Source organism: Gracilibacillus sp. JCM 18860 (genome assembly GCF_055395245.1).
Genome location: NZ_AP043868.1, coordinates 1547009 through 1566753 on the forward strand (window position 1 = coordinate 1547009; position 19745 = coordinate 1566753).

Below are 19745 nucleotides of genomic sequence, written 5' to 3' on the forward strand. Positions count from 1 at the left end.
TTTTTTGAAAATTCTATGTATTTTGTTTTGTCATTTTTTTAATAAGTGATAGTATATATTTATGACAATCACGTCATTTTACCAATTTATATGTTATCATGTATAATTAGCAAATGAAATAAAAGCCATTATGCATTCCTATTTTTTAAGAAACATTTTGATTATAGCATATCGTGACACATATGCGTATAACTCGCTTATTAATAATTAAATGAAGAAAGGTAGTTTAAGTTAATGACAACGAATAACCCAAAAGCAGTTATTGTTATATTTGGTGCAACAGGTGATCTTGCAAATAGAAAACTCTATCCTTCCATCTATCGACTCTATCGTAATGGAAAATTATCAAAGAACTTTGCCGTAATTGGTGTTGCAAGACGACCACTAACGAATGAAGACTTCCGAAATAATGTAAAAGAATCTATAAACGGGTTAAATGATCCAAGTATTGATCCAGATGAATTTGCTAGCCATTTTCATTATAACCCTTTCGATATTCAAGACCTTGAGCATTATGCAGAGTTAGAGAACCTTATCAATCAGCTTGATGAGAAGCATGAAACTGACGGAAATCGTCTATTCTACTTTTCGATGGCACCTAATTTCTTTGGTACACTTGCTGCAAACTTAAAGTCAGAAGGTTTAACAACAACAAAAGGTTGGACTAGACTTGTTATCGAAAAACCATTTGGTCATGACTATGAGTCTGCCGAAAAATTAAATAACCAAATTCGTGAAGCTTTTACTGAGGATCAAATCTATCGTATTGACCATTACTTAGGAAAAGAAATGGTCCAAAACATTGAAGTAATTCGATTTGCCAATGCATTATTTGAGCCACTCTGGAATAATCAATATATTTCAAATATTCAAATTACGTCAAGTGAGATTCTAGGTGTTGAAGAGCGTGGACGCTATTATGATAGTGCTGGTGCCTTAAAAGACATGATGCAAAATCATATGTTGCAAATGCTCGCATTGATCGCTATGGATCCACCAATTAAGCTAACACCTGAAGAAATTCGTAGTGAGAAAGTAAAAGTGTTGCGTGCATTGCGCTTCTTTGAAGAAGACAATCTTGACCAATATATTGTCCGTGGTCAATATGGCCGTGGAATGGTAAATGGTGAGGAATTACCCGCATACCGCGAAGGAAATGGTGTGGACCCTGAATCAAATACAGATACGTTCGTAGCAGCAAAACTCATGATTGATAACTTCCGCTGGGCTGGAGTTCCATTCTATATTCGTACAGGTAAGCGTATGGAGAAAAAATCCACTGAAATTGTAGTCGAATTTAAAGATTTACCGATGAACCTCTATTATGGAAAAGAACATGAAACGAAGTCTAACTTACTCGTTATCCATGTCCAACCACATGAAGGGATCACATTGCATGTTAATGCGAAGAAAGGTGACTATAGTGCTGCCTCTACTCCAATCACATTAAGTTATGACAATAATTCTGGTGACAAGATGAATACTCCAGAAGCATATGAAATTCTGTTACATGATTGTATGCGCGGTGATTCCACTAATTTCACACACTGGGATGAGGTTGCTCTTTCTTGGAAATTTATTGATATTATCGCAAATGCTTGGTCCAAGAAAAAAGCAGACTTTCCAAATTATGAATCAGGAACAAATGGACCGAAGGAAGCTGATGAGTTATTAGCGAAAGACGGTTTTAAATGGTGGAACATTACACCTGAAAAATAGTAGAACAAGAAGAAGAGCAATCGTTTTAGGTTGCTCTTTCTTATCTAAAAAGGAGAGATTAAAAGTGAAATTCTATGATATTTCAATGACGATTCATCCAGAAATGCAAGTATGGGAAAATATTCAAGCAATTAAACCACATTTTGACCGAAATACCTCCGGTTATGTTACAAGTACAACAATGGAATTAAACCTTCATAGCGGAACCCATATTGATGCACCCCTTCATATGTTGAACGACGGGGATACATTTGAATCGATCTCATTAGAAAAATTAATTAGAAAGGTAAAGGTATTAGATTTAACGAATGCTAAAGATGGAATAAGTCGCACAGATTTGGAAGCGCATTCTATTTGTGAAGATGATTTTCTTTTATTGAAAACAAAAAATTCCTCCTTTGCGAAGAACGAGTTTGATTTCGACTTTATTTATTTAAAAGAAGACGGCGCTGACTACCTCATTCAAAAGCAGGTCGCGGGTGTAGGAATAGATACATTAGGAATCGAACGTAGTCAAGAAGGGAACCCAACTCATCGCAAGCTTTTCACAGAAGAGATTATTATTATGGAAGGTCTACGTCTTGCTGAAGTCACACCTGGAGAATATTTGATGGTCGCTGCACCATTAAAATTAATTGATACAGAAGCAGCCCCAGCTAGAGTGCTATTATTCGAAGAAGGTCTATGATAATAACAAAATCCCTCTCGCATATATGCAAGAGGGATTTTATTATTAGTCCTCTAACCACTCTGTATGGAAGATTCCTTCTTTGTCCACACGTTGGTATGTGTGTGCGCCAAAGTAATCACGTTGTGCTTGTAAAAGGTTAGCAGGCAATGTTTCTGTACGATAGCTATCATAATAAGCTAAGGCACTTGCAAAGCCAGGAACTGGAATTCCACGCTCCATTGCGATCGATAATACTTTACGCAATGATTCTTGATAGCCTTCTACAATTTCTTTGAAGTAAGGATCTAGTAAGAGATTAGCAAGACCTGGCTCACGATCGTATGCATCTTTAATTTTTTGTAGGAATTGTGCACGAATAATACATCCTCCACGGAAGATCATGGATATATCTCCATAACGTAGATTCCAATCATTTTCCTCAGATGCTGCTCTCATTTGAGCAAAACCTTGTGCATAGGAAACAATTTTACTCATATAAAGGGCTTTACGAATCGCTTCAATTAGTTCATCCTTATCTCCTTCATACGGCTTGTCCGCTGCAGATGGCCCTTGTAATACCTTGCTCGCTGCCACACGCTCTTCTTTCATTGCTGAAATAAAACGCGCGAATACAGATTCTGTAATAACCGGTAATGGTACCCCTAGATCTAGTGCGCTTTGACTTGTCCATTTTCCCGTACCTTTTTGACCAGCAGTATCTAGGATCACGTCCACCATTGGTTTTCCTGTTTCAGCATCCTTTTTCTTAAAGATATCTGTTGTTATCTCGATTAAATAGCTATCTAGTTCACCTTTGTTCCATTCTTTAAATACTTCATGAAGCTCCTCAGCACCTAGACCTAGCACGTGTTTCATAATAAAATATGCTTCACAAATAAGTTGCATATCTCCATATTCTATACCATTGTGAACCATCTTGACATAGTGTCCAGCACCATTCGGTCCGATATAAGTTACACAAGGGTCGCCATTTACTTTAGCAGAAATTGCTTCGAAAATTGGTGCAACTAAATCATATGCTTCTTTTTGTCCACCAGGCATGATGGAAGGGCCTTTGAGTGCTCCTTCTTCCCCACCTGATACACCTGTTCCAATAAAGTGGATTCCAGATTCATCAAGCTCAGCATTACGACGCATGGTATCTTTAAAGAACGTATTCCCACCATCGATTAAAATATCACCTTTATCAAGTAATGGCCGTAGGGAAGCAATCGTCGCATCAGTAGCTGGCCCTGCTTGTACCATTAACATAATCTTACGCGGCTTCTCTAAGGAATCAACAAATTCTTCAATCGTTTTTGCTCCAACGAAATTCTTCCCTTTTGCTTCATTGTTCAAGAAGTCTTCTGTTTTTTGATAAGTTCTATTAAAAACTGCTACAGAATAACCTCTGCTCTCTACGTTTAAGGCAAGGTTTTTCCCCATAACAGCAAGACCTATCACACCAAATTGTTGTTTTGCCATTCTCCTAATCGCTCCTTTTGTTAATTTATCACTACTTATGTATTATTCCATATCCTCTATTTTAGCACGAAATGGAACAATGCGTAAGTCCAGTATAAAAATTCACTCCATATATTAAGTTATTACATCAAATGGTTCACTGCAAGTAATAGCTACCTATTTTCAGAAATTTCTATCATTTCTAGCAAATATTTCAGGATCCAGCACTACACGAAAATACTTTACTGTTAAGTCGATGATAATACCCACTTTTCAATAGCAAGGGCTACTCCGTCCTCATCATTAGAAGCGGTTACCCAATCAGCTGCTTTTTTTACAGGTTCCTGAGCATTTCCCATCGCGATGCCTAATCCAGCTAATTCTATCATTTTTATATCATTCAAACTATCACCAGCCGTCATCACCTGATCCATGGTGATACCAATTCTTTCACAAACCTTTTCAATTGCCGCTGCTTTATTCACTCCGACTGCATTGACTTCAATATTGGTTAGACTAGAATTACTTACCTCGACATCCTCCCATTCTGACAATGTTTGGTTAATTTTTTCCTTTATTTCTGGGGCGTCTGTGTCAAAGCCAAATTTCAGCCATTCATGTGCTTCAATATCCTCAGGAGTCTCTCCCCGCCAAATTTTATCAACAGAAGCAAGCCAAGCCCATGTTTGATGCTCCTCTCTAAGCTTTACAAGCTTCATAACAATACTTGGATCCAATGTTTGTCTTGCAATTAAGTCACCATGCATTGTCCAAATCTCACTACCATTCACCGTAATCAAATAATGTAAACCTAATTCTTTTGCAATAATAGAGCTTGTTTGATAGTGACGACCTGTTGAGATAATCACCTCTACCCCATTATCTTGGGCTCTTTTTATTGCAGTTTTATTTACGTCGGAGACTTGGTGCTGATTATTTAAAAGCGTGCCATCCATGTCTAATGCAATCATTTTAATTTCCTTCATCAGAAGCCCTCCAATTCTTAATACCCCTATATTTTATGCGAAAATAATGGTTTTAGCAAAAATGCGATATCGATATTCCGTGTTATAATGAGCATACTAACGAAATAGAGGTGATAAAATTGAAAAAACGAGCAGTAGTAAGTGTTGTAGGTAAGGATAAAGTAGGAATTATAGCTAAAGTTACTAATGTATTAGCAGATAATCATATAAATATTTCTGACATAAGTCAGACGATTTTGCAGGATTTTTTCACAATGATTATGATTATAGATATTCAAGACAGTAGTAATATTAATCATTTAAAACAAAAATTCGAACCTGTTGAAAAGGAACTTGGACTGAATATTAACATTCAACTTGAAGATGTTTTTCAAGCAATGCATCGTGTTTAAGGAGGAAATCAATTATGCCAATAGGATTCACAGAGATACAAGAAACAATACGAATGGTAGAAATGGAACATTTAGATATTCGAACGGTTACAATGGGGATTAGCTTACGGGATTGTATGGATTCAGATTTTGATAAATTAAAAGAGAATGTTTATAAAAAAATTACGCACTATGCAAAGGAGCTTCAAACAACTGCTGACCAAGTCGCGGAGGAATATGGGGTGCCAATTATCAACAAACGAATTGCGATCTCACCTGTCGCAGAATTACTAGGAAATGCATCAAAGCAACAAGTAATAGAATTAGCCAAAATATTAGATGACGCAGCTAAATGTTTAGATGTGGATTTCATTGGTGGATTTTCTGCATTGGTACATAAAGGGATAACCAAGGGAGATCAAGCCCTACTTTCTGCACTCCCAGAGGCACTAAGCTTCACAGAAAGAGTATGTGCTTCTATTTCTGTTGCTACAACGAAAACAGGAATAAACATGGATGCTGTAGCAAGCATGGGATCGATTATAAAGCGAACAGCGGAGCTAACGAAAGATCATAATAGTATTGGTTGTGCCAAACTAGTTGTTTTTTGTAATCCGGTTGAGGATAATCCATTTATGGCAGGAGCCTTTCACGGCACGGGTGAAGGGGAAGTAGTGTTAAGTGTTGGAGTAAGTGGTCCTGGTGTTGTATTAAATGCATTAAAAAAATTCCCAAATGCCGATTTGGGAGAAATAGCTGATGTGATCAAAAATACGGCATTTAAGATTACAAGGGCAGGTGAATTAATTGGGCGTGTAGTAGCACAAAGACTAAACGTCCCATTTGGTATAATGGACTTGTCGCTTGCACCAACCAATGCTATGAATGACAGTGTTGCGGAAATACTAGAAGAGATTGGTTTAGAACGTGTCGGTACACATGGAACCATTGCCGCATTAGCACTCATGAACGATGCGGTCAAAAAAGGTGGGGCGATGGCCAGCTCCTACGTTGGTGGTTTAAGTGGCGCTTTTATACCAGTAAGTGAAGATAATGGAATGATTCGTGGTATTGAGGATGGTGCTCTTGAATTATCAAAGCTTGAAGCGATGACATGTGTCTGCTCTGTTGGATTAGACATGATTGCACTAGATGGATCAGCTAGCGAAGAAACCATTGCTGCCATCATAGCGGATGAAGCTGCAATAGGCATGATCAATCGAAAAACAACAGCTGTACGTGTTATTCCAGTGATCGGCAAAAAACAAGGCGAATCGGTCGAATTTGGCGGACTACTTGGTCGAGCACCGATAATCGGAGTTAGTTCTTTTAGTTCTGAGAAAATTATTCAGCGTGGTGGAAGGATACCTGCACCAATTCAATCCCTTACCAATTAAGGCTCCAGAGATACTAATGTTAAAAGAAGTCTATAAAAGCAATGCAGCTATCATAGACTTCTTCTAGCATTATTTCGCTCGTTTTATCTGATTTACAATTAATGTAACAAAAAATGCTACTAGACATGGTACAAGCATTGCAATGATGAAGCCAAGAGAGTGATTGGCAAGCAATGGTGCCGTAAAGGTAGGAACATAGGCTGTTCCACGAACCTCAAAAAAGCCAACTAATGCACCACCTATCCCCCCAGATAGAAGAGCTCCAGCGAAAATCCATTTGCTCGAAAACATAAATGGGTAGGCTGATTCAACAAAGGTTCCAAAGCCAAGATTGATTAGAAAGCCTGGAACGGCAACTGCTGCCTCTCCTTTATCACGTGGTCGAATAATATTCGCTAAGTTAATACCAGCAGCTACCATTACTAATCCCACCATATCAACAGCACCTAAAAAGCTGTTCCCCGTACGCTCCATTTCTAGCAATACAATCGGCAAGATGGCAGCATGATAGACCCCACCAATAATGGCTGGCCAAATTAACACTCCCGCAATGGTACCAGCGAGAATCGGATTAAAATCTACCGCAAGCTCAATTAACTGTTTTATTCCATCACCTATAAATAAAGCAATTGGTGCAATAAAATAATAAACTAATAATCCAGAGAATAAACCAGCAATTCCACCTGCAGCAATGTTGACTGTTGTCATTGGAAAGCGCCATTCAACAAATTTTCGGAAGAGTATACGCACCATGACCCCTGCAAGAATACCAGCGATCATTCCACCAATAATCCCGCCACCAACCGACAATACTCCTGCAATAACACCTGCAACAATAGACACTTCATCTAATTCTGAAACCTGCTTTGCGGCAATAACGGCAATAACAACAGGAAGTGCACCAATTAATAGATCGAACACCTCACTTAAACCAGAAAGTGCTGGTATTTTACTTAATGCCAATATAAGAGCCATGGCGATAAAACCTGGTAATGCCGACATCATGATCCCACGAATATTGATATTTCGCCATCCGAGCCCATTTGATATTTGATTGGATGGATTGCTTCCTAAAATCGGGCGATACGACAGTTGAAATTCTTTACTTAAAGAAGTAATAAACGAAACAGCCCTCGTTCGATTGGTTGTTCCAGTGGTACCAGAGGTTGCTATTACTCTAGCACCCAAGGTGGCAATAGTTGCCATAGAAGTACCACCAGTTCCTACTACTGGTACTTGTTTCTTAGCGGCAGCACGAATGACGTGTTGATTCGTATCATTTGGATCACCACTCATTACAATTAATCCATCTATTTGCTCTTCTTCTATTAAATCGGCAATTTTCTGATCCAATAATCGCGCTTCTTCATTTACGACACTAAGATTAGCTCTTTCACTTTGAGTAAATGTTCCACTTTCATCAAGTTGCCATAAAGACGCCTTTGTGTCTTGTTTTGCAGAGTCCATGCTTTCTTCAGCACCAACGAACTGGACAGCGTGAAGCTTCATTCCTGCACTGTTTGCTTGAACTCTAATTTCTTCTAGTAGCTTAGCTGGTTTTTTTCCACCAAGGTTATAGAGGTTCCCACCACTACTACCAATTATTGCGATATGTTTCATCTCTTAACCTCTTTTCATTTAATCTACCAATTGTCTATTATAGTCGAAAATTGTCTAATACGCTACTATAGTAGAGTAAAAGAGTAAAAATTATTCAAAGTACTAGAGTTGAATTTTCTGAAAAGTCCGATGATTACAACAATTAGTAGACTTATTGACTTCACTTATTTGTCATGCTATGATTACCTTTATAATAAAAGTAATACTCTTATCAAGAGAGGTGGAGGGACTGGCCCTATGAAACCCAGCAACCGTCAGATGATTCTGATAGGTGCTAATTCCATCAAAGCAAGTTCGCTTTGAAAGATAAGAGGACTAAGCGGAGCATACATCCTTTCTGTCCTCTTGTACAGAAAGGATTTTTTGTTTTTCTACCCCAGAGAAAGGAGTGGGCTGATTGATTAAGATTGAAAACTTATCAAAGCTATATCAGACAAATAAACAACAAGTGCAAGCTGTCAATAATGTTTCATTAAACATAGAAAAAGGAGAAATATTTGGTGTAATTGGCTATAGTGGTGCTGGAAAAAGTACCTTTATCCGATTGATTAATCGATTAGAGGAACCAACAAATGGTACTGTTTCAATACAAGAGCTTGATATAACGAATATGTCTCAAGCTCAGCTGCGGAAAAAACGTCAAAAGATCGGTATGATCTTCCAGCATTTTAACCTCCTTTGGTCTAGAACCGTATTTGATAATATTGCATTTCCACTAGAGATAGCAGGTGTACCAAAAGCCAAGAGATCTGAAAAGGTAACTGAATTAATTCATCTAGTAGGATTATCTGGAAAAGAAAATTCCTATCCTGCACAACTAAGTGGTGGTCAGAAACAAAGAGTTGGCATTGCCCGTGCACTTGCCAATGATCCAGAGGTATTGCTTTGTGATGAAGCTACTTCTGCATTAGATCCTGAAACAACCGATGATATTCTCGAATTACTTGTGTCCATTAATCAGAAACTAGGTCTTACTATTATTTTGATCACACACGAGATGCATGTCATTCAAAAAATATGTAATCGAGTCGCTGTTATGGAGAGTGGAGAAGTTGTCGAAACGGGAGACGTATTGGATGTTTTTGTTCGTCCGAAGTCAGCTACTACAAAGCGATTTGTTCAGCAATTAAATCCATTAGAGCATGAACAAGATAAATTGCAAAACTTCATAACCAATCATGACAATAGTGAAGTAATCAAGCTACACTTTATTGGTAATGATGCTAAAAGGGCCCTCATTACAGAAATCGTTAGAAAATTTGATGTAGAAATTAATATTCTACAAGGCTCTATTGCCCCAACTAGAGAAGGTGCCTATGGAACATTGTATATTGAATTAAACGGAGAGAAAGATATTCTATCCAAAACTATTCAATTTATTGAAACCTCTGGTGTGGAAGTTGAGGTGTTACGTCATGCTTAAAGAATTATTTCCAAATGTAAACATGGAGGATTTATGGACAGCAACAGAAGAAACCTTATACATGACACTCATCTCCGTAGCTGGAACTCTCATTCTCGGAATTATACTTGGGCTATTGCTGTTTTTAACAGATAGAGGAAACCTTTGGCAAAATCGCTTTATTAACTTTGTCACTGCAACGGTTGTCAATGTGTTTCGAGCCATACCATTTATTATCTTGATCCTACTCTTATTTCCTTTCACTGATTTTCTAATAGGTACGATTCGAGGATGGAAGGCTGCACTCCCTGCATTAATTATTGGAGCGGCTCCCTTTTATGCACGACTGGTAGAGATAGGATTAAAAGAAGTAGACAAAGGTGTTATCGAAGCAGCAAAATCAATGGGGGCAAAACCTCACACCATCATTTTTAAGGTGCTTTTACCGGAATCAATGCCTGCTCTTATATCAGGTATTACGGTAACAGCTATTTCCTTAATCGGCTATACAGCAATGGCTGGTATAATTGGTGCAGGTGGACTTGGGGATCTTGCCTATATGAAAGGTTTCTTAAGAAGAGATTTCGATGTAGTCCTTATATGTACCATATTTGTTATCGCTATTGTGTTTGTTTTTCAATTAATTGGGGATTTACTATCCAAAGCGGTAGATAAAAGATAAAATTTAGAAGGGATGATTTATTTTGAAAAAATTACTAGCTTTATTATTCACAGCATCTGTATTAATCGTATTGGCAGCTTGTGGAACTTCAGAGAATGAGGATGCAAGCAATGAAGAAGGAAACCAGGAGACAACTTCTATTACAGTTGGTGCGACCAGTGTGCCACATGCTGAAGTATTAGAAAAAGCTGCTCCTATTTTAAAAGAAGAAGGCATTGAACTTAAGGTGGAAGCCTATCAAGAGTACACATTCTTAAATGAAGACTTAAATAATGGAACATTAGATGCGAACTATTTCCAACACATACCTTACTTCGAGCAACAAAAAGAAGAATTTGATTTTGATATTGTTAATTTAGGTGGTATTCATATTGAGCCAATGGGAATTTATTCAAAGAACATAAACAATATCGATGATATTCCAGAGGGTACAACTTTTATTATGAGTCGTAATGTACCAGACCATGGAAGAATTCTTGCTCTATTAGAAAAAGAAGGTTTAATCAAAATTGATGAGAATGTAGATAAACAATCTGCAACTGTTGATGATATTGTTGAAAATCCTCTAAACCTTGAATTTGATGCTAGTATCGACCCAGGCTTTTTACCTGAGTTCTATGAAAGAGAAAAAGATGCTATTCTAGCTATTAATACTAACTATGCCTTAGAAGCAGGTTTAGTTCCAACAGAGGATGCATTAATCTTGGAAGGCTCTGAGTCACCATATGTTAACATTATTGCAGCTCGTAGCGAAGACGAAAACAATGAAGCATTGGCAAAATTAGTAGAAGTGCTTCGCTCTGATGAAATTCAAACATTTATCGAAGAAGAATACAACGGATCAGTTGTACCAGTATCAGAATAACGAAGAAGCAGGCACAACATGTGGTGCCTGCTTTTTGCTTTTCCTTCATAAGTATGATTAAATCAAAGAAAGTTATAGGGAGATGAGCAAATGCAACGATTATTATTAGAAGCCGCTTGGGAAAAGACCATTGCTAAAGGTGATTTAGCCATAATTGAACAGGTGTTTCACTCAACAAAGGAAGATCAGAAACAAGCGATTACCTTCAATACCATTCGCTATGCTTTTAACCATAAGGATCAATTGTTGTATACGAATTTAATTCACAATTTTTCCGAAACAGGAGTGGATTTAAGCAAGGTAGATTTAGTTATTTTTCAAGAGCAAGAAATGATTGCTGGTCATTCATTTCAAGAAAATAGATTACACATCCCTCCAAAAACAAGCATGCCCTGGACCTTTATTTTCCCAAAAGGAAGCTACCAATCAGATAAGGTGTCAAACACGATGAAGATGGAAATCAAGAAAGCGGACTAATTTTTTGTCTCTAACGAGAAAAAGACCAGATTCTCTTATGAGAACCTGATCTTTTTATATATTAGGCACTTTCACTCTTCTGCAGATTATTATCCTCTTTTTCTTGTAGTTTACGAAAAACAGTTGCTACAATCGGTCCAGAAATATTATGCCATACACTAAATATAGCACTAGGAACAGCAGATAGTGGATTAAAGTGTGCTGCTGCCAGCGTAGCCCCAAGACCAGAATTTTGCATCCCGACTTCTATTGATACAGCTTTTTGCTGTTTTGGATCCATTTTAGTAAGTTTTCCAAGCCCATAACCTAATAGATAGCCAAATGTATTATGAAGGACGACAATAAGAAATATTAATAAGCCCATTTTTGCAATTTGTTCTTGATTCACACTTACTACTGCTGCAACGATTGCTACGATACCAATAACTGATACTAATGGAATTGCCTTTACCCCTGCTTCTACTTTATCCTTCAACAATCCTTTAACAAGTAAGCCTAACAAGATCGGTACTAAAACAATCTGTACGATTGATACAAATAAGGAAGCGGCCGATACTTCTAGCCATTGGCTGGCAAAAAGAAAAATAAGTGCAGGTGTCAAAACCGGTGCCAGAATCGTAGAAACCGCAGTAATCGAAACCGACAATGCTGTATCTCCTTTGGATAAGTATGTCATCACATTGGATGATGTACCACCTGGACAACATCCAACGAGAATCACTCCAATTGCGACCTCCTTTGATACAGGTAGAATGGTTACAAGCGCAAAGGCAATTAATGGCATGATTAGGAATTGTCCTACAACTCCTATTGCTACTTCCTTTGGTCGTTTAAATGCTTCTTTGAAATCACTAGTGGAGAGTGTGAGTCCCATACCGAACATAATAATTCCTAATAATGGCGTAATATATGCTGCTAACCATGTAAAGCCTGCTGGTACGAGAAATGATAAGATTGCAAATAGTACGACCCAAATCGCAAAGGTATTTCCAACAAAACTGCTAACTCTTTCTAATGCTTTCATTTTATTCCCCCTCTTATTATCATTTCAGAAATTATATCTTATTTTTTGAAAAATTCAAATATTATTTAATTAATCTTTTATGTATATCGACAAAAAAAGACAGGGACAAAAGAATAATTAAATAGAGAAAATCCAAACATTAATATTTCTGCACTGTAACCCAGTCAGAAAATTGTTCGGATTCCTCATTATCCCTATTTAATTATGTCCCAGCCACTAGCCGATAACATCTCTTTTTCGAAAACCAATAAATCCAGCAACGGTGCCTATTAGACTTAGCCCGATTAGAACAATGATTGGTAACCAATCAAATGCCTCGACCGGGAGCTGTGGAATATGTGAATAGCTGGATAACTGTGCTAACCATTCCGGCAAATCTAACATTTCACCTAAATAAACCACGATGAAGGAGAAAACTAAATATCCCCATATTATTGGGGTCCATTTAGGCAGAAATCCAAAGATACAGAGAGCGATTGTGAGTAAAAACCAGCTTGCTGGTAAATAAGCCATCCCTGCCTTCCAAAAGTTAATAAAAGGAATCGGCTCCTCCATGACAAAGCTAGAACTAATCCACAATCCATAAACAGCCAAAAATTGTGAGATAGTGGATAGAAGGATTCCAATTAAATAATAGACACCGACAATGTTCCATCTCGATACAGTACCTGTTAGGAGCATTCCCAAGCGTTCTTTCTTCTCTTCTCCTTTTATTTTGAGAAAGGTTATAAGGGCTGGAATCGTAGAGAATATAGCTAGTATTACCATTAGCATAGTAATAAATTGTTCGGTTAAGGAATAGTTCGCATTACTGCCAAGCATTTGCTTCATTGCTTCATTATTTTCAAAAAAGGCCTCTAGATCTCCAAACACTGATCCGTAAGATAGCCCTAATAGAAGCATCGCCACTAACCAAGCAATGATAGAGGTTCTCTGAATTCGAAGAGCTAATCCTATAGTTGAAAGAATCCACCCCGATGCCTTTTTTCTACCAGGCTTGGTAGCAATTAATCCTGCTCCAACATCTCTTCGATTATTCAATAAAAAGGCGACTGCGACAAGGATTAGATAAACCATGAACGTTATAAGAATTGGCCACCAATAGTTGTGCACAAATACTTCCACTCGAAGAAGGAGACCTAGTGGAGAGCTTAAGCTTAAAGCCTCATTTGATACGTCTCCAATAGCTCGAATAAAGTAAAACAAAAGTAAAAAGGTAAAGGAATAGCCTAGTGTTCCCCTTGCAGTCTGTGATAATTGGGCAAAAATTGCCGTAATCGCTGTAAAAATTAACCCACCACAAGCAAGCGTTATTCCATATAAGAACGATCCCTCTATTCCAATACCATCGATATTCATGGCCACAAGACCAAAAGCTATCAATAAACCGATGATAATATTATAGGAGGAAACAGTAATGAAGGAAGCCATTAATGGTGAAAGCCTTCCAACAGGTAAAGCTCTAATTAATTCTAGTTTACCATCCTCTTCTTCTGCTCTAGTTTGTTTACTAACCATTAGAATGCTCATCACAGCAAAGGCAATCATCGTAAATAAAAGCATTTCATGTGCCATCATCGCACCATTAGTATAATTACTTAAACCATATCCTGGTCCAACCATAGCTGTCATTGCAGGATTTTCCATCGTCTGTGCCATTGCAGCCCTTTCCTGCTCATTTTGATATAACCCACTAAAAGCACTGGCAGTAGCAACAGTAATCAGTACTAGAGAGACTCCCCAGATCATAAAACTAACTCTACTTTGTCTCCACTTCCATGCTAGAAGTTTCTGTAAGGAATGAAATCGCATATTCATCCTCCTTTCTATCCTTTTTGCTCATAATGACGCATAAACAAATCCTCTAAAGTTGGTGGCTTACTCTCGATTTTTATAATTCCATAGCTACTTAATTTAGTCATAATTTCTGGCAGTTTATCTGTATCAACCTGGAATATATAATCACCATTTTCTTTCTGAAGCTCATGTATCCCTGACCATTCAGACAAATCCTTGATCGCACTATTTGTTGTTAGCTTCAAATTTGTTCTTGTTAAATAACTTAATTCTTCTAAAGTACCTGTTTCAATCATCTCACCCTGTCGAATAATCCCGACTCGATCACATAGCTTTTCAACTTCAGAGAGAATATGACTAGAAAGCAAAACACTTTTTCCATTCTTCTTCACTTCTGCAACACATTGCTGAAATACTTGTTCCATTAATGGATCTAATCCAGAGGTTGGCTCATCTAGAATGAACAATTCTGCGTCCGATGCAAATGCAGCGATTAGAGCTACCTTTTGTCGATTCCCTTTTGAATAGGTCCCGCATTTTTTCCTTGGGTCTAATTGAAATAAATCGATAAGCTTCTCTTTTTTCTTATAATCCACCTTACCTCTGAGCCTTAGAAATATATCAATCACTTCCCCACCAGTTAGGTTTTCCCATAAATGAACATCACCAGGTACATAGGCAATTCTATGATGAATCTGTACAGCCTCCTTCCATACATCCATTCCAAAGATCTTTGCACTTCCTGCACTAGCTTGGATGATCCCTAACAACACACGGATAGTCGTCGATTTCCCTGCCCCATTCGGTCCGATAAAACCGAAAACCTCTCCTTTATTAACTTGTAAATTAATCTTATTTAGTGCTTGAAAGGAGCCAAACCTTTTTTCTACATTTTGAACCTGTACAATGGTCATCCTATCCCCTCCAATTTAATCAACCCAATAAAAGTTTTGAAATATTATACTTTATATATTTCATAATATTAGATTTCATTTGATTCTGCAACCTCTTTATGAAATATTTTACTTGTTTTATTTCAAAACTTTACATACAATATGAAGTGAGGTGAAGGAAATGGACGGATTTGAAAGAAGAAAACAAAAAAAACAAAACAACATTTTAAATACAGCTGTTTCTCTTTTTTTACAAAAAGGGATTAAAAGTGTGTCCATAGCAGAAATTGCGAATACGGCTAGCGTCTCTCAAGTAACCATTTATAATTATTTCGGAAGTAAAGATAAGCTACTAAAGCAAGCCATGATTTTTTATGTCGAAGAGTTATTTGGCGAGTATGTGGAAATACTCGATTCCGATCAACCATTCCCCGAGAAAATAAAGCAGTTCATTTTTCATAAAGCGGAATTATCGGCACAAATTCATGAAGAAGTTTATGAATACTTATTAAACGACTTGCATGGAGCACCGTCTTTTTTAGAGAAGATCTATCAAGAAAAATCAATTCCTTTCTTCCATCAATTAATTCAATTAGGAAAAAAGGATGGTTATATTAACGAGCAGATTTCCGAAGAGTCTATTATGATGCATATTCAAATGTATAAAAATTTCCTTCAACAGAAAAATATCGGTAATAAAATTCTTCCATATACAGAGGATATTATGAATCTTTTCTTCTACGGAATTATGGGCAAGGAAAAATGATTCGAGTTTTTTTGCAAAAACAAAAAATAATGAAACAATTTGCCAAACACTTCCGTATGTAACATAAGCGAAGTGTTTGTTATTTTATTGAAAAGGAGTAGGGTCATTTTGAAAAAAAAGCAAAATAAATTTCTATCACTTATTCTATCTACTAGAATTCCAAGATTAGCACTTGTGATTGGGTTAGTTGGAGGTTTATTCACGACATTAGTGGGGTTAACCATACCACTTTTAACGCGTCAAATGGTCGATGGCTTTGATGCCAGCAATCTGAATATTACATTAATTGCCATTATTGTAATCGTGTTCATCTTACAAGCAGTGCTTGATGGTGTGTCTACCTATTCCTTGGCCTATGTTGGTCAGAAAATAGTTGCGAGATTAAGAGAACAGATGTGGACTAAGTTTATTCGTTTACCCGTCTCCTACTTTGATAAAAATAAAAGTGGAGAATCAGTCAGCAGGGTTGTCAATGATACGAGTATTGTGAAAGATCTCATTACACAACACTTCCCTCAATTTATTACAGGGATTATTACAATCATTGGTGCGATTATCATCTTATTAATTATGGATTGGAAAATGACCTTACTCATGCTTATTTCTGTACCGATTGCGGTCACTGTTCTATTACCACTAGGAAAGAGAATGTCTAAGATTTCTAGGAATCTACAGGATGAAACGGCAAACTTCTCTGGTAGTATTCAGCAAACCTTAGGAGAAATACGCTTAATGAAGTCCTCTAATGCGGAAAAGGCAGAGCAAACGAAAGGCTTTAAAAACATTACAAAGCTTTTTAGTTTTGGTTTAAAAGAAGCCAAAATTTTTGCGTTAGTCGGGCCAACGATGTATTTGATTAATATGATTGTCATAGTGATGATCATCGGCTATGGAGGAATTCGAGTCGAGGAAGGAACGATGACAACAGGTTCTCTTGTTGCCTTCCTACTTTACCTTTTTCAAATCATTTATCCAATCACATCCTTTGCGATGTTCTTTACCCAATTACAAAAAGCACAGGGTGCCACGGAAAGAATAATGGAGATTCTCGATTTGAAATTAGAAGAGGATAAGGAAGGTATTGATCTAGATATTACAAATAAAACAATATATTTTGATCATGTCACCTTTGGCTACGATAAATCAGAGATTGTTTTAAAAGATATATCATTTGAGGTTCATCCTGGAACAATGGTTGCTTTTGCTGGCCCGAGTGGTGGTGGTAAAACGACGATCTTCGGTTTAATGGAACAATTTTATCGACCATCATCAGGTATTATACGTATAGGAGATACACCTATTCAAAAGCTTTCCATGAAATCTTGGCGTGGTCAGATTGGTTATGTTTCTCAGGATAGCCCCATGATGGCAGGTACAATAAGAGAAAACCTTTGTTACGGGATGGAAGACATTTCAGAAATTGATGATCAACGTTTATGGCAGGTTGCTGAGATGGCTTATGCTGCTCAGTTTATTAAAGAATTTCCTAATGGGTTAGATACAGAAGTCGGAGAACGCGGAGTGAAGCTATCAGGTGGTCAACGCCAAAGAATTGCGATTGCTCGCGCTTTCTTACGCAATCCGAAAATCCTAATGATGGATGAAGCGACAGCAAGTCTTGATAGCCAGTCAGAAGGCATTGTTCAAAAAGCTTTAATGAAACTCATGGAGGGTAGAACGACCTTTGTTATTGCCCATCGCCTGTCTACTATTATAGATGCAGATAAAATCCTTTTTATCGAAAAAGGGCAAATTACAGGTGTTGGAACACACCAGCAATTAGTCGCAAATCATGCACTTTATAAGGAATTTGCCGAACAACAATTAACATAATGTTAGCCAGGTGCAACAAGTTGCGCCTGGCTAACCATTTAACTATCAAATTTTTGTAACTCAATTAGATATCCACTCATTTTCTCATCATAATCTGGATAATGATAACCAAAGTTTTTAGCCAATTCTATCGAAGTCTCCCTAAATAGTTGAATTGCGATATATAATGCATCCCAACAGGCAGTAATGCTATCTAGCTTATAAGTAGTAAGAATCCGATTCCATACATCCTTCGAAACATATTTATCTAGATATTTATGTGATTTGCCTACACTTAATTGGAAATTTGTTTCCACACCAACCTTCCATTCAAGCATTCGAAATAATTCTTTGCGAACAATTTTTTCAAAATGATCAGCTGCAAATAGAAATTCCTTACGACATAGTCCCTTCGCTACATAGGTTGTTACCCACCAAAATTCATTACAACAATCATCAAATTCTGCTGCACTCGGTTTTTTTACATGATAATCTCGATCATTAGGTATTGGCTTCTCTCTGATTCGATCGTCTTTATCCAACAATATTTTTGTTAAAGAATCATCCCCAAGATAGGCATCCAACTCTTCTAAAGGAATTAACATTAAATCAATGCGATTTCCGTCTTCGAATAACATTAGATAAGAGAACCAATTACCTAATGTTGCTGGATATAGGGTCATTGCTTCAGGTGTTTGTAGGATTAATCTTTTTCCAAAATAATCTATCCAGTCTTTATTTCTAATAAACGAGGACATATCCTTTACAATATAGACAATGTCATAATCTTGGAACAGGTCTTTTTTTACTCTGTCATTTGTTCTTGAACCATTCATACCGACTACCCTTACACGCTCATCCATTTCAGCAAAGTCCATAACTAGACTCATTATTTCTTGCTCTGATCGCAATATTTTCCCCCTCCTTTATGCGGTATATTCTATAATTCTATAATACATCAAGTGAGACTTCCATCTCCAAATGAAATAATACTATTTTTGAGATGTTTGGGTTATACTTGATAACAATGGAGAGGGAACAGTTCTTTTCAACACGAAGGGAGCATGCATTGATGCCAAACGATTGGTTGGAAGCAGATCCTTATTTGTCAACAATAAAAGTTATTTCAAATTCTGATAACGAGCCTGTAACGATTGAAGGCAATTCTGATGTATTGAAGTGTATCGGAATCGGAACAGATGCTGCTGTATTTCAATATATACATTTACCTCAATATGCTTATAAACTATACTCTGAGGAAAGGAAAGAAAAAATAAAACAAGAAGCTGAGATTTATCATCGACTCGGTACCTCTTCTTATTTCTCGACATGCTATGGTTATCATAAAAATTACCTTGTTTTGCAATATGAAGAAGGAATAACGCTTTACGACTGTCTGCTTAGAGGGATATACATTCCAAAACAGGTTGTACAGGATGTAGATAATGCAAGAGAATATGCTCGCCAGAAAGGAATGAACCCTAGAGATATCCATCTAAGAAATATTCTTTTACAAAATGGCAGGGCCAAGGTAATTGATGTTTCTGAATATTTAAACACTGGTAATGACTATCGATGGGAACATTTACGAAAGGGGTATGATGAATATTATCACCTCATTGCAGGTAAATCTATCCCTATTTTTATATTGGAATCAATTAGAAAATGGTACAGCCAAAGAAGGATCGGAGAAAACCAAATCGACGATTTTATGCAGAATATCTCGAAACTTATTAATTTTTGGAAATGAATTTGGATCCATACCATTGTATAAAAATAATTTTTATTGTATTATTATAC

18 protein-coding genes and 1 riboswitch are annotated in these 19745 nt (G+C 37.1%); of the genes, 11 read left to right on the forward strand and 7 right to left on the reverse strand.

The genetic code is table 11. The features are described from left to right. Positions 1-234 precede the first annotated feature (234 nt). Positions 235-1719 carry a glucose-6-phosphate dehydrogenase gene (zwf, locus tag ACZ5R4_RS08005; protein ID WP_054861207.1) on the forward strand — a complete coding sequence of 495 codons (1485 nt, stop codon included), beginning with the start codon at positions 235-237 and terminating at the stop codon, positions 1717-1719. 64 nt (positions 1720-1783) lie between these two features. Further along, positions 1784-2407, forward strand: a complete 624-nt coding sequence (locus ACZ5R4_RS08010) for a cyclase family protein (RefSeq protein WP_464368304.1) — start codon at positions 1784-1786, stop codon at positions 2405-2407. Positions 2408-2452: 45 nt separating this feature from the next. On the opposite strand, the gene gndA is transcribed toward ACZ5R4_RS08010, so the two are convergent. Both gndA and ACZ5R4_RS08020 read right to left on the reverse strand, forming a co-directional pair. Beyond that, positions 2453-3874: an NADP-dependent phosphogluconate dehydrogenase gene (gene gndA / locus ACZ5R4_RS08015; protein ID WP_109985607.1), complete on the reverse strand. Its 1422-nt coding sequence runs from the start codon at positions 3872-3874 to the stop codon at positions 2453-2455. Positions 3875-4101: 227 nt separating this feature from the next. Then, positions 4102-4839, reverse strand: coding sequence for a Cof-type HAD-IIB family hydrolase (locus tag ACZ5R4_RS08020; protein ID WP_109985608.1), 738 nt, complete (start codon positions 4837-4839; stop codon positions 4102-4104). A gap of 119 nt (positions 4840-4958) precedes the next feature. On the opposite strand from ACZ5R4_RS08020, the gene ACZ5R4_RS08025 reads away from it, so the two are divergent. Next, positions 4959-5231, forward strand: a complete 273-nt coding sequence (locus ACZ5R4_RS08025; RefSeq protein WP_054861205.1) for an ACT domain-containing protein — start codon at positions 4959-4961, stop codon at positions 5229-5231. Positions 5232-5245: 14 nt separating this feature from the next. Next, positions 5246-6607, forward strand: a complete 1362-nt coding sequence (locus ACZ5R4_RS08030) for a PFL family protein (protein ID WP_109985609.1) — start codon at positions 5246-5248, stop codon at positions 6605-6607. Between the two features lie 69 nt (positions 6608-6676). Here ACZ5R4_RS08030 and ACZ5R4_RS08035 read toward each other — a convergent pair whose 3' ends face one another. Beyond that, positions 6677-8227: a PTS sugar transporter gene (locus tag ACZ5R4_RS08035; RefSeq protein ID WP_464368305.1), complete on the reverse strand. Its 1551-nt coding sequence runs from the start codon at positions 8225-8227 to the stop codon at positions 6677-6679. A 205-nt stretch (positions 8228-8432) separates the two neighbouring features. Further along, a riboswitch (SAM riboswitch) is annotated at positions 8433-8540 on the forward strand. Between the two features lie 84 nt (positions 8541-8624). On the opposite strand from ACZ5R4_RS08035, the gene ACZ5R4_RS08040 reads away from it, so the two are divergent. From ACZ5R4_RS08040 to ACZ5R4_RS08055, 4 genes are all read left to right on the forward strand, one after another. After that, positions 8625-9650 (forward strand): methionine ABC transporter ATP-binding protein, encoded by a 1026-nt coding sequence (locus ACZ5R4_RS08040; protein WP_109985611.1) that lies wholly within the window; start codon positions 8625-8627, stop codon positions 9648-9650. Next, positions 9643-10311, forward strand: a complete 669-nt coding sequence (locus tag ACZ5R4_RS08045; RefSeq protein ID WP_054787274.1) for an ABC transporter permease subunit — start codon at positions 9643-9645, stop codon at positions 10309-10311. The genes ACZ5R4_RS08040 and ACZ5R4_RS08045 overlap by 8 nt, the downstream gene beginning before the upstream one ends. Before the next feature lie 22 nt (positions 10312-10333). Further along, positions 10334-11176 carry a MetQ/NlpA family ABC transporter substrate-binding protein gene (locus ACZ5R4_RS08050; protein ID WP_054861202.1) on the forward strand — a complete coding sequence of 281 codons (843 nt, stop codon included), beginning with the start codon at positions 10334-10336 and terminating at the stop codon, positions 11174-11176. A gap of 90 nt (positions 11177-11266) precedes the next feature. Continuing rightward, the gene (locus ACZ5R4_RS08055) at positions 11267-11653 is read left to right on the forward strand and encodes an SLAP domain-containing protein (RefSeq protein WP_054787272.1); all 387 of its coding nucleotides are present in this window, start codon (positions 11267-11269) and stop codon (positions 11651-11653) included. Positions 11654-11714: 61 nt separating this feature from the next. On the opposite strand, the gene ACZ5R4_RS08060 is transcribed toward ACZ5R4_RS08055, so the two are convergent. The 3 genes from ACZ5R4_RS08060 to ACZ5R4_RS08070 form a co-directional block, all read right to left on the reverse strand. Next, positions 11715-12677, reverse strand: coding sequence for a bile acid:sodium symporter family protein (locus tag ACZ5R4_RS08060; protein WP_054787271.1), 963 nt, complete (start codon positions 12675-12677; stop codon positions 11715-11717). Positions 12678-12893: 216 nt separating this feature from the next. Then, positions 12894-14489, reverse strand: a complete 1596-nt coding sequence (locus tag ACZ5R4_RS08065; RefSeq protein ID WP_277678243.1) for an ABC transporter permease — start codon at positions 14487-14489, stop codon at positions 12894-12896. A 14-nt stretch (positions 14490-14503) separates the two neighbouring features. Then, positions 14504-15388: an ABC transporter ATP-binding protein gene (locus ACZ5R4_RS08070; RefSeq protein ID WP_277678242.1), complete on the reverse strand. Its 885-nt coding sequence runs from the start codon at positions 15386-15388 to the stop codon at positions 14504-14506. A gap of 160 nt (positions 15389-15548) precedes the next feature. On the opposite strand from ACZ5R4_RS08070, the gene ACZ5R4_RS08075 reads away from it, so the two are divergent. Next, the gene (locus ACZ5R4_RS08075) at positions 15549-16133 is read left to right on the forward strand and encodes a TetR family transcriptional regulator (protein ID WP_054861200.1); all 585 of its coding nucleotides are present in this window, start codon (positions 15549-15551) and stop codon (positions 16131-16133) included. A gap of 108 nt (positions 16134-16241) precedes the next feature. Continuing rightward, positions 16242-17966, forward strand: a complete 1725-nt coding sequence (locus ACZ5R4_RS08080; protein ID WP_464368306.1) for an ABC transporter ATP-binding protein — start codon at positions 16242-16244, stop codon at positions 17964-17966. Between the two features lie 38 nt (positions 17967-18004). Here the strand turns inward: ACZ5R4_RS08080 and ACZ5R4_RS08085 are convergent, their stop codons facing one another. After that, entirely contained in the window at positions 18005-18856 is an 852-nt protein-coding gene (locus ACZ5R4_RS08085; protein ID WP_277678240.1) for an aminoglycoside 6-adenylyltransferase, read from the reverse strand. Positions 18857-19017: 161 nt separating this feature from the next. On the opposite strand from ACZ5R4_RS08085, the gene ACZ5R4_RS08090 reads away from it, so the two are divergent. Then, positions 19018-19695: a serine/threonine protein kinase gene (locus tag ACZ5R4_RS08090; protein WP_464368307.1), complete on the forward strand. Its 678-nt coding sequence runs from the start codon at positions 19018-19020 to the stop codon at positions 19693-19695. Positions 19696-19745 lie beyond the last annotated feature (50 nt).

Bases quoted from the DNA above. Each gene is read 5' to 3' on its own strand.
- zwf (WP_054861207.1), top strand. From the start codon at position 235: ATGACAACGAATAACCCAAAAGCAGTTATTGTTATATTTGGTGCAACA.
- gndA (WP_109985607.1), bottom strand. From the start codon at position 3,874: ATGGCAAAACAACAATTTGGTGTGATAGGTCTTGCTGTTATGGGGAAA.
- ACZ5R4_RS08020 (WP_109985608.1), bottom strand. From the start codon at position 4,839: ATGAAGGAAATTAAAATGATTGCATTAGACATGGATGGCACGCTTTTA.
- ACZ5R4_RS08030 (WP_109985609.1), top strand. From the start codon at position 5,246: ATGCCAATAGGATTCACAGAGATACAAGAAACAATACGAATGGTAGAA.
- ACZ5R4_RS08035 (WP_464368305.1), bottom strand. From the start codon at position 8,227: ATGAAACATATCGCAATAATTGGTAGTAGTGGTGGGAACCTCTATAAC.
- ACZ5R4_RS08045 (WP_054787274.1), top strand. From the start codon at position 9,643: ATGCTTAAAGAATTATTTCCAAATGTAAACATGGAGGATTTATGGACA.
- ACZ5R4_RS08055 (WP_054787272.1), top strand. From the start codon at position 11,267: ATGCAACGATTATTATTAGAAGCCGCTTGGGAAAAGACCATTGCTAAA.
- ACZ5R4_RS08060 (WP_054787271.1), bottom strand. From the start codon at position 12,677: ATGAAAGCATTAGAAAGAGTTAGCAGTTTTGTTGGAAATACCTTTGCG.
- ACZ5R4_RS08065 (WP_277678243.1), bottom strand. From the start codon at position 14,489: ATGCGATTTCATTCCTTACAGAAACTTCTAGCATGGAAGTGGAGACAA.
- ACZ5R4_RS08070 (WP_277678242.1), bottom strand. From the start codon at position 15,388: ATGACCATTGTACAGGTTCAAAATGTAGAAAAAAGGTTTGGCTCCTTT.
- ACZ5R4_RS08075 (WP_054861200.1), top strand. From the start codon at position 15,549: ATGGACGGATTTGAAAGAAGAAAACAAAAAAAACAAAACAACATTTTA.
- ACZ5R4_RS08090 (WP_464368307.1), top strand. From the start codon at position 19,018: ATGCCAAACGATTGGTTGGAAGCAGATCCTTATTTGTCAACAATAAAA.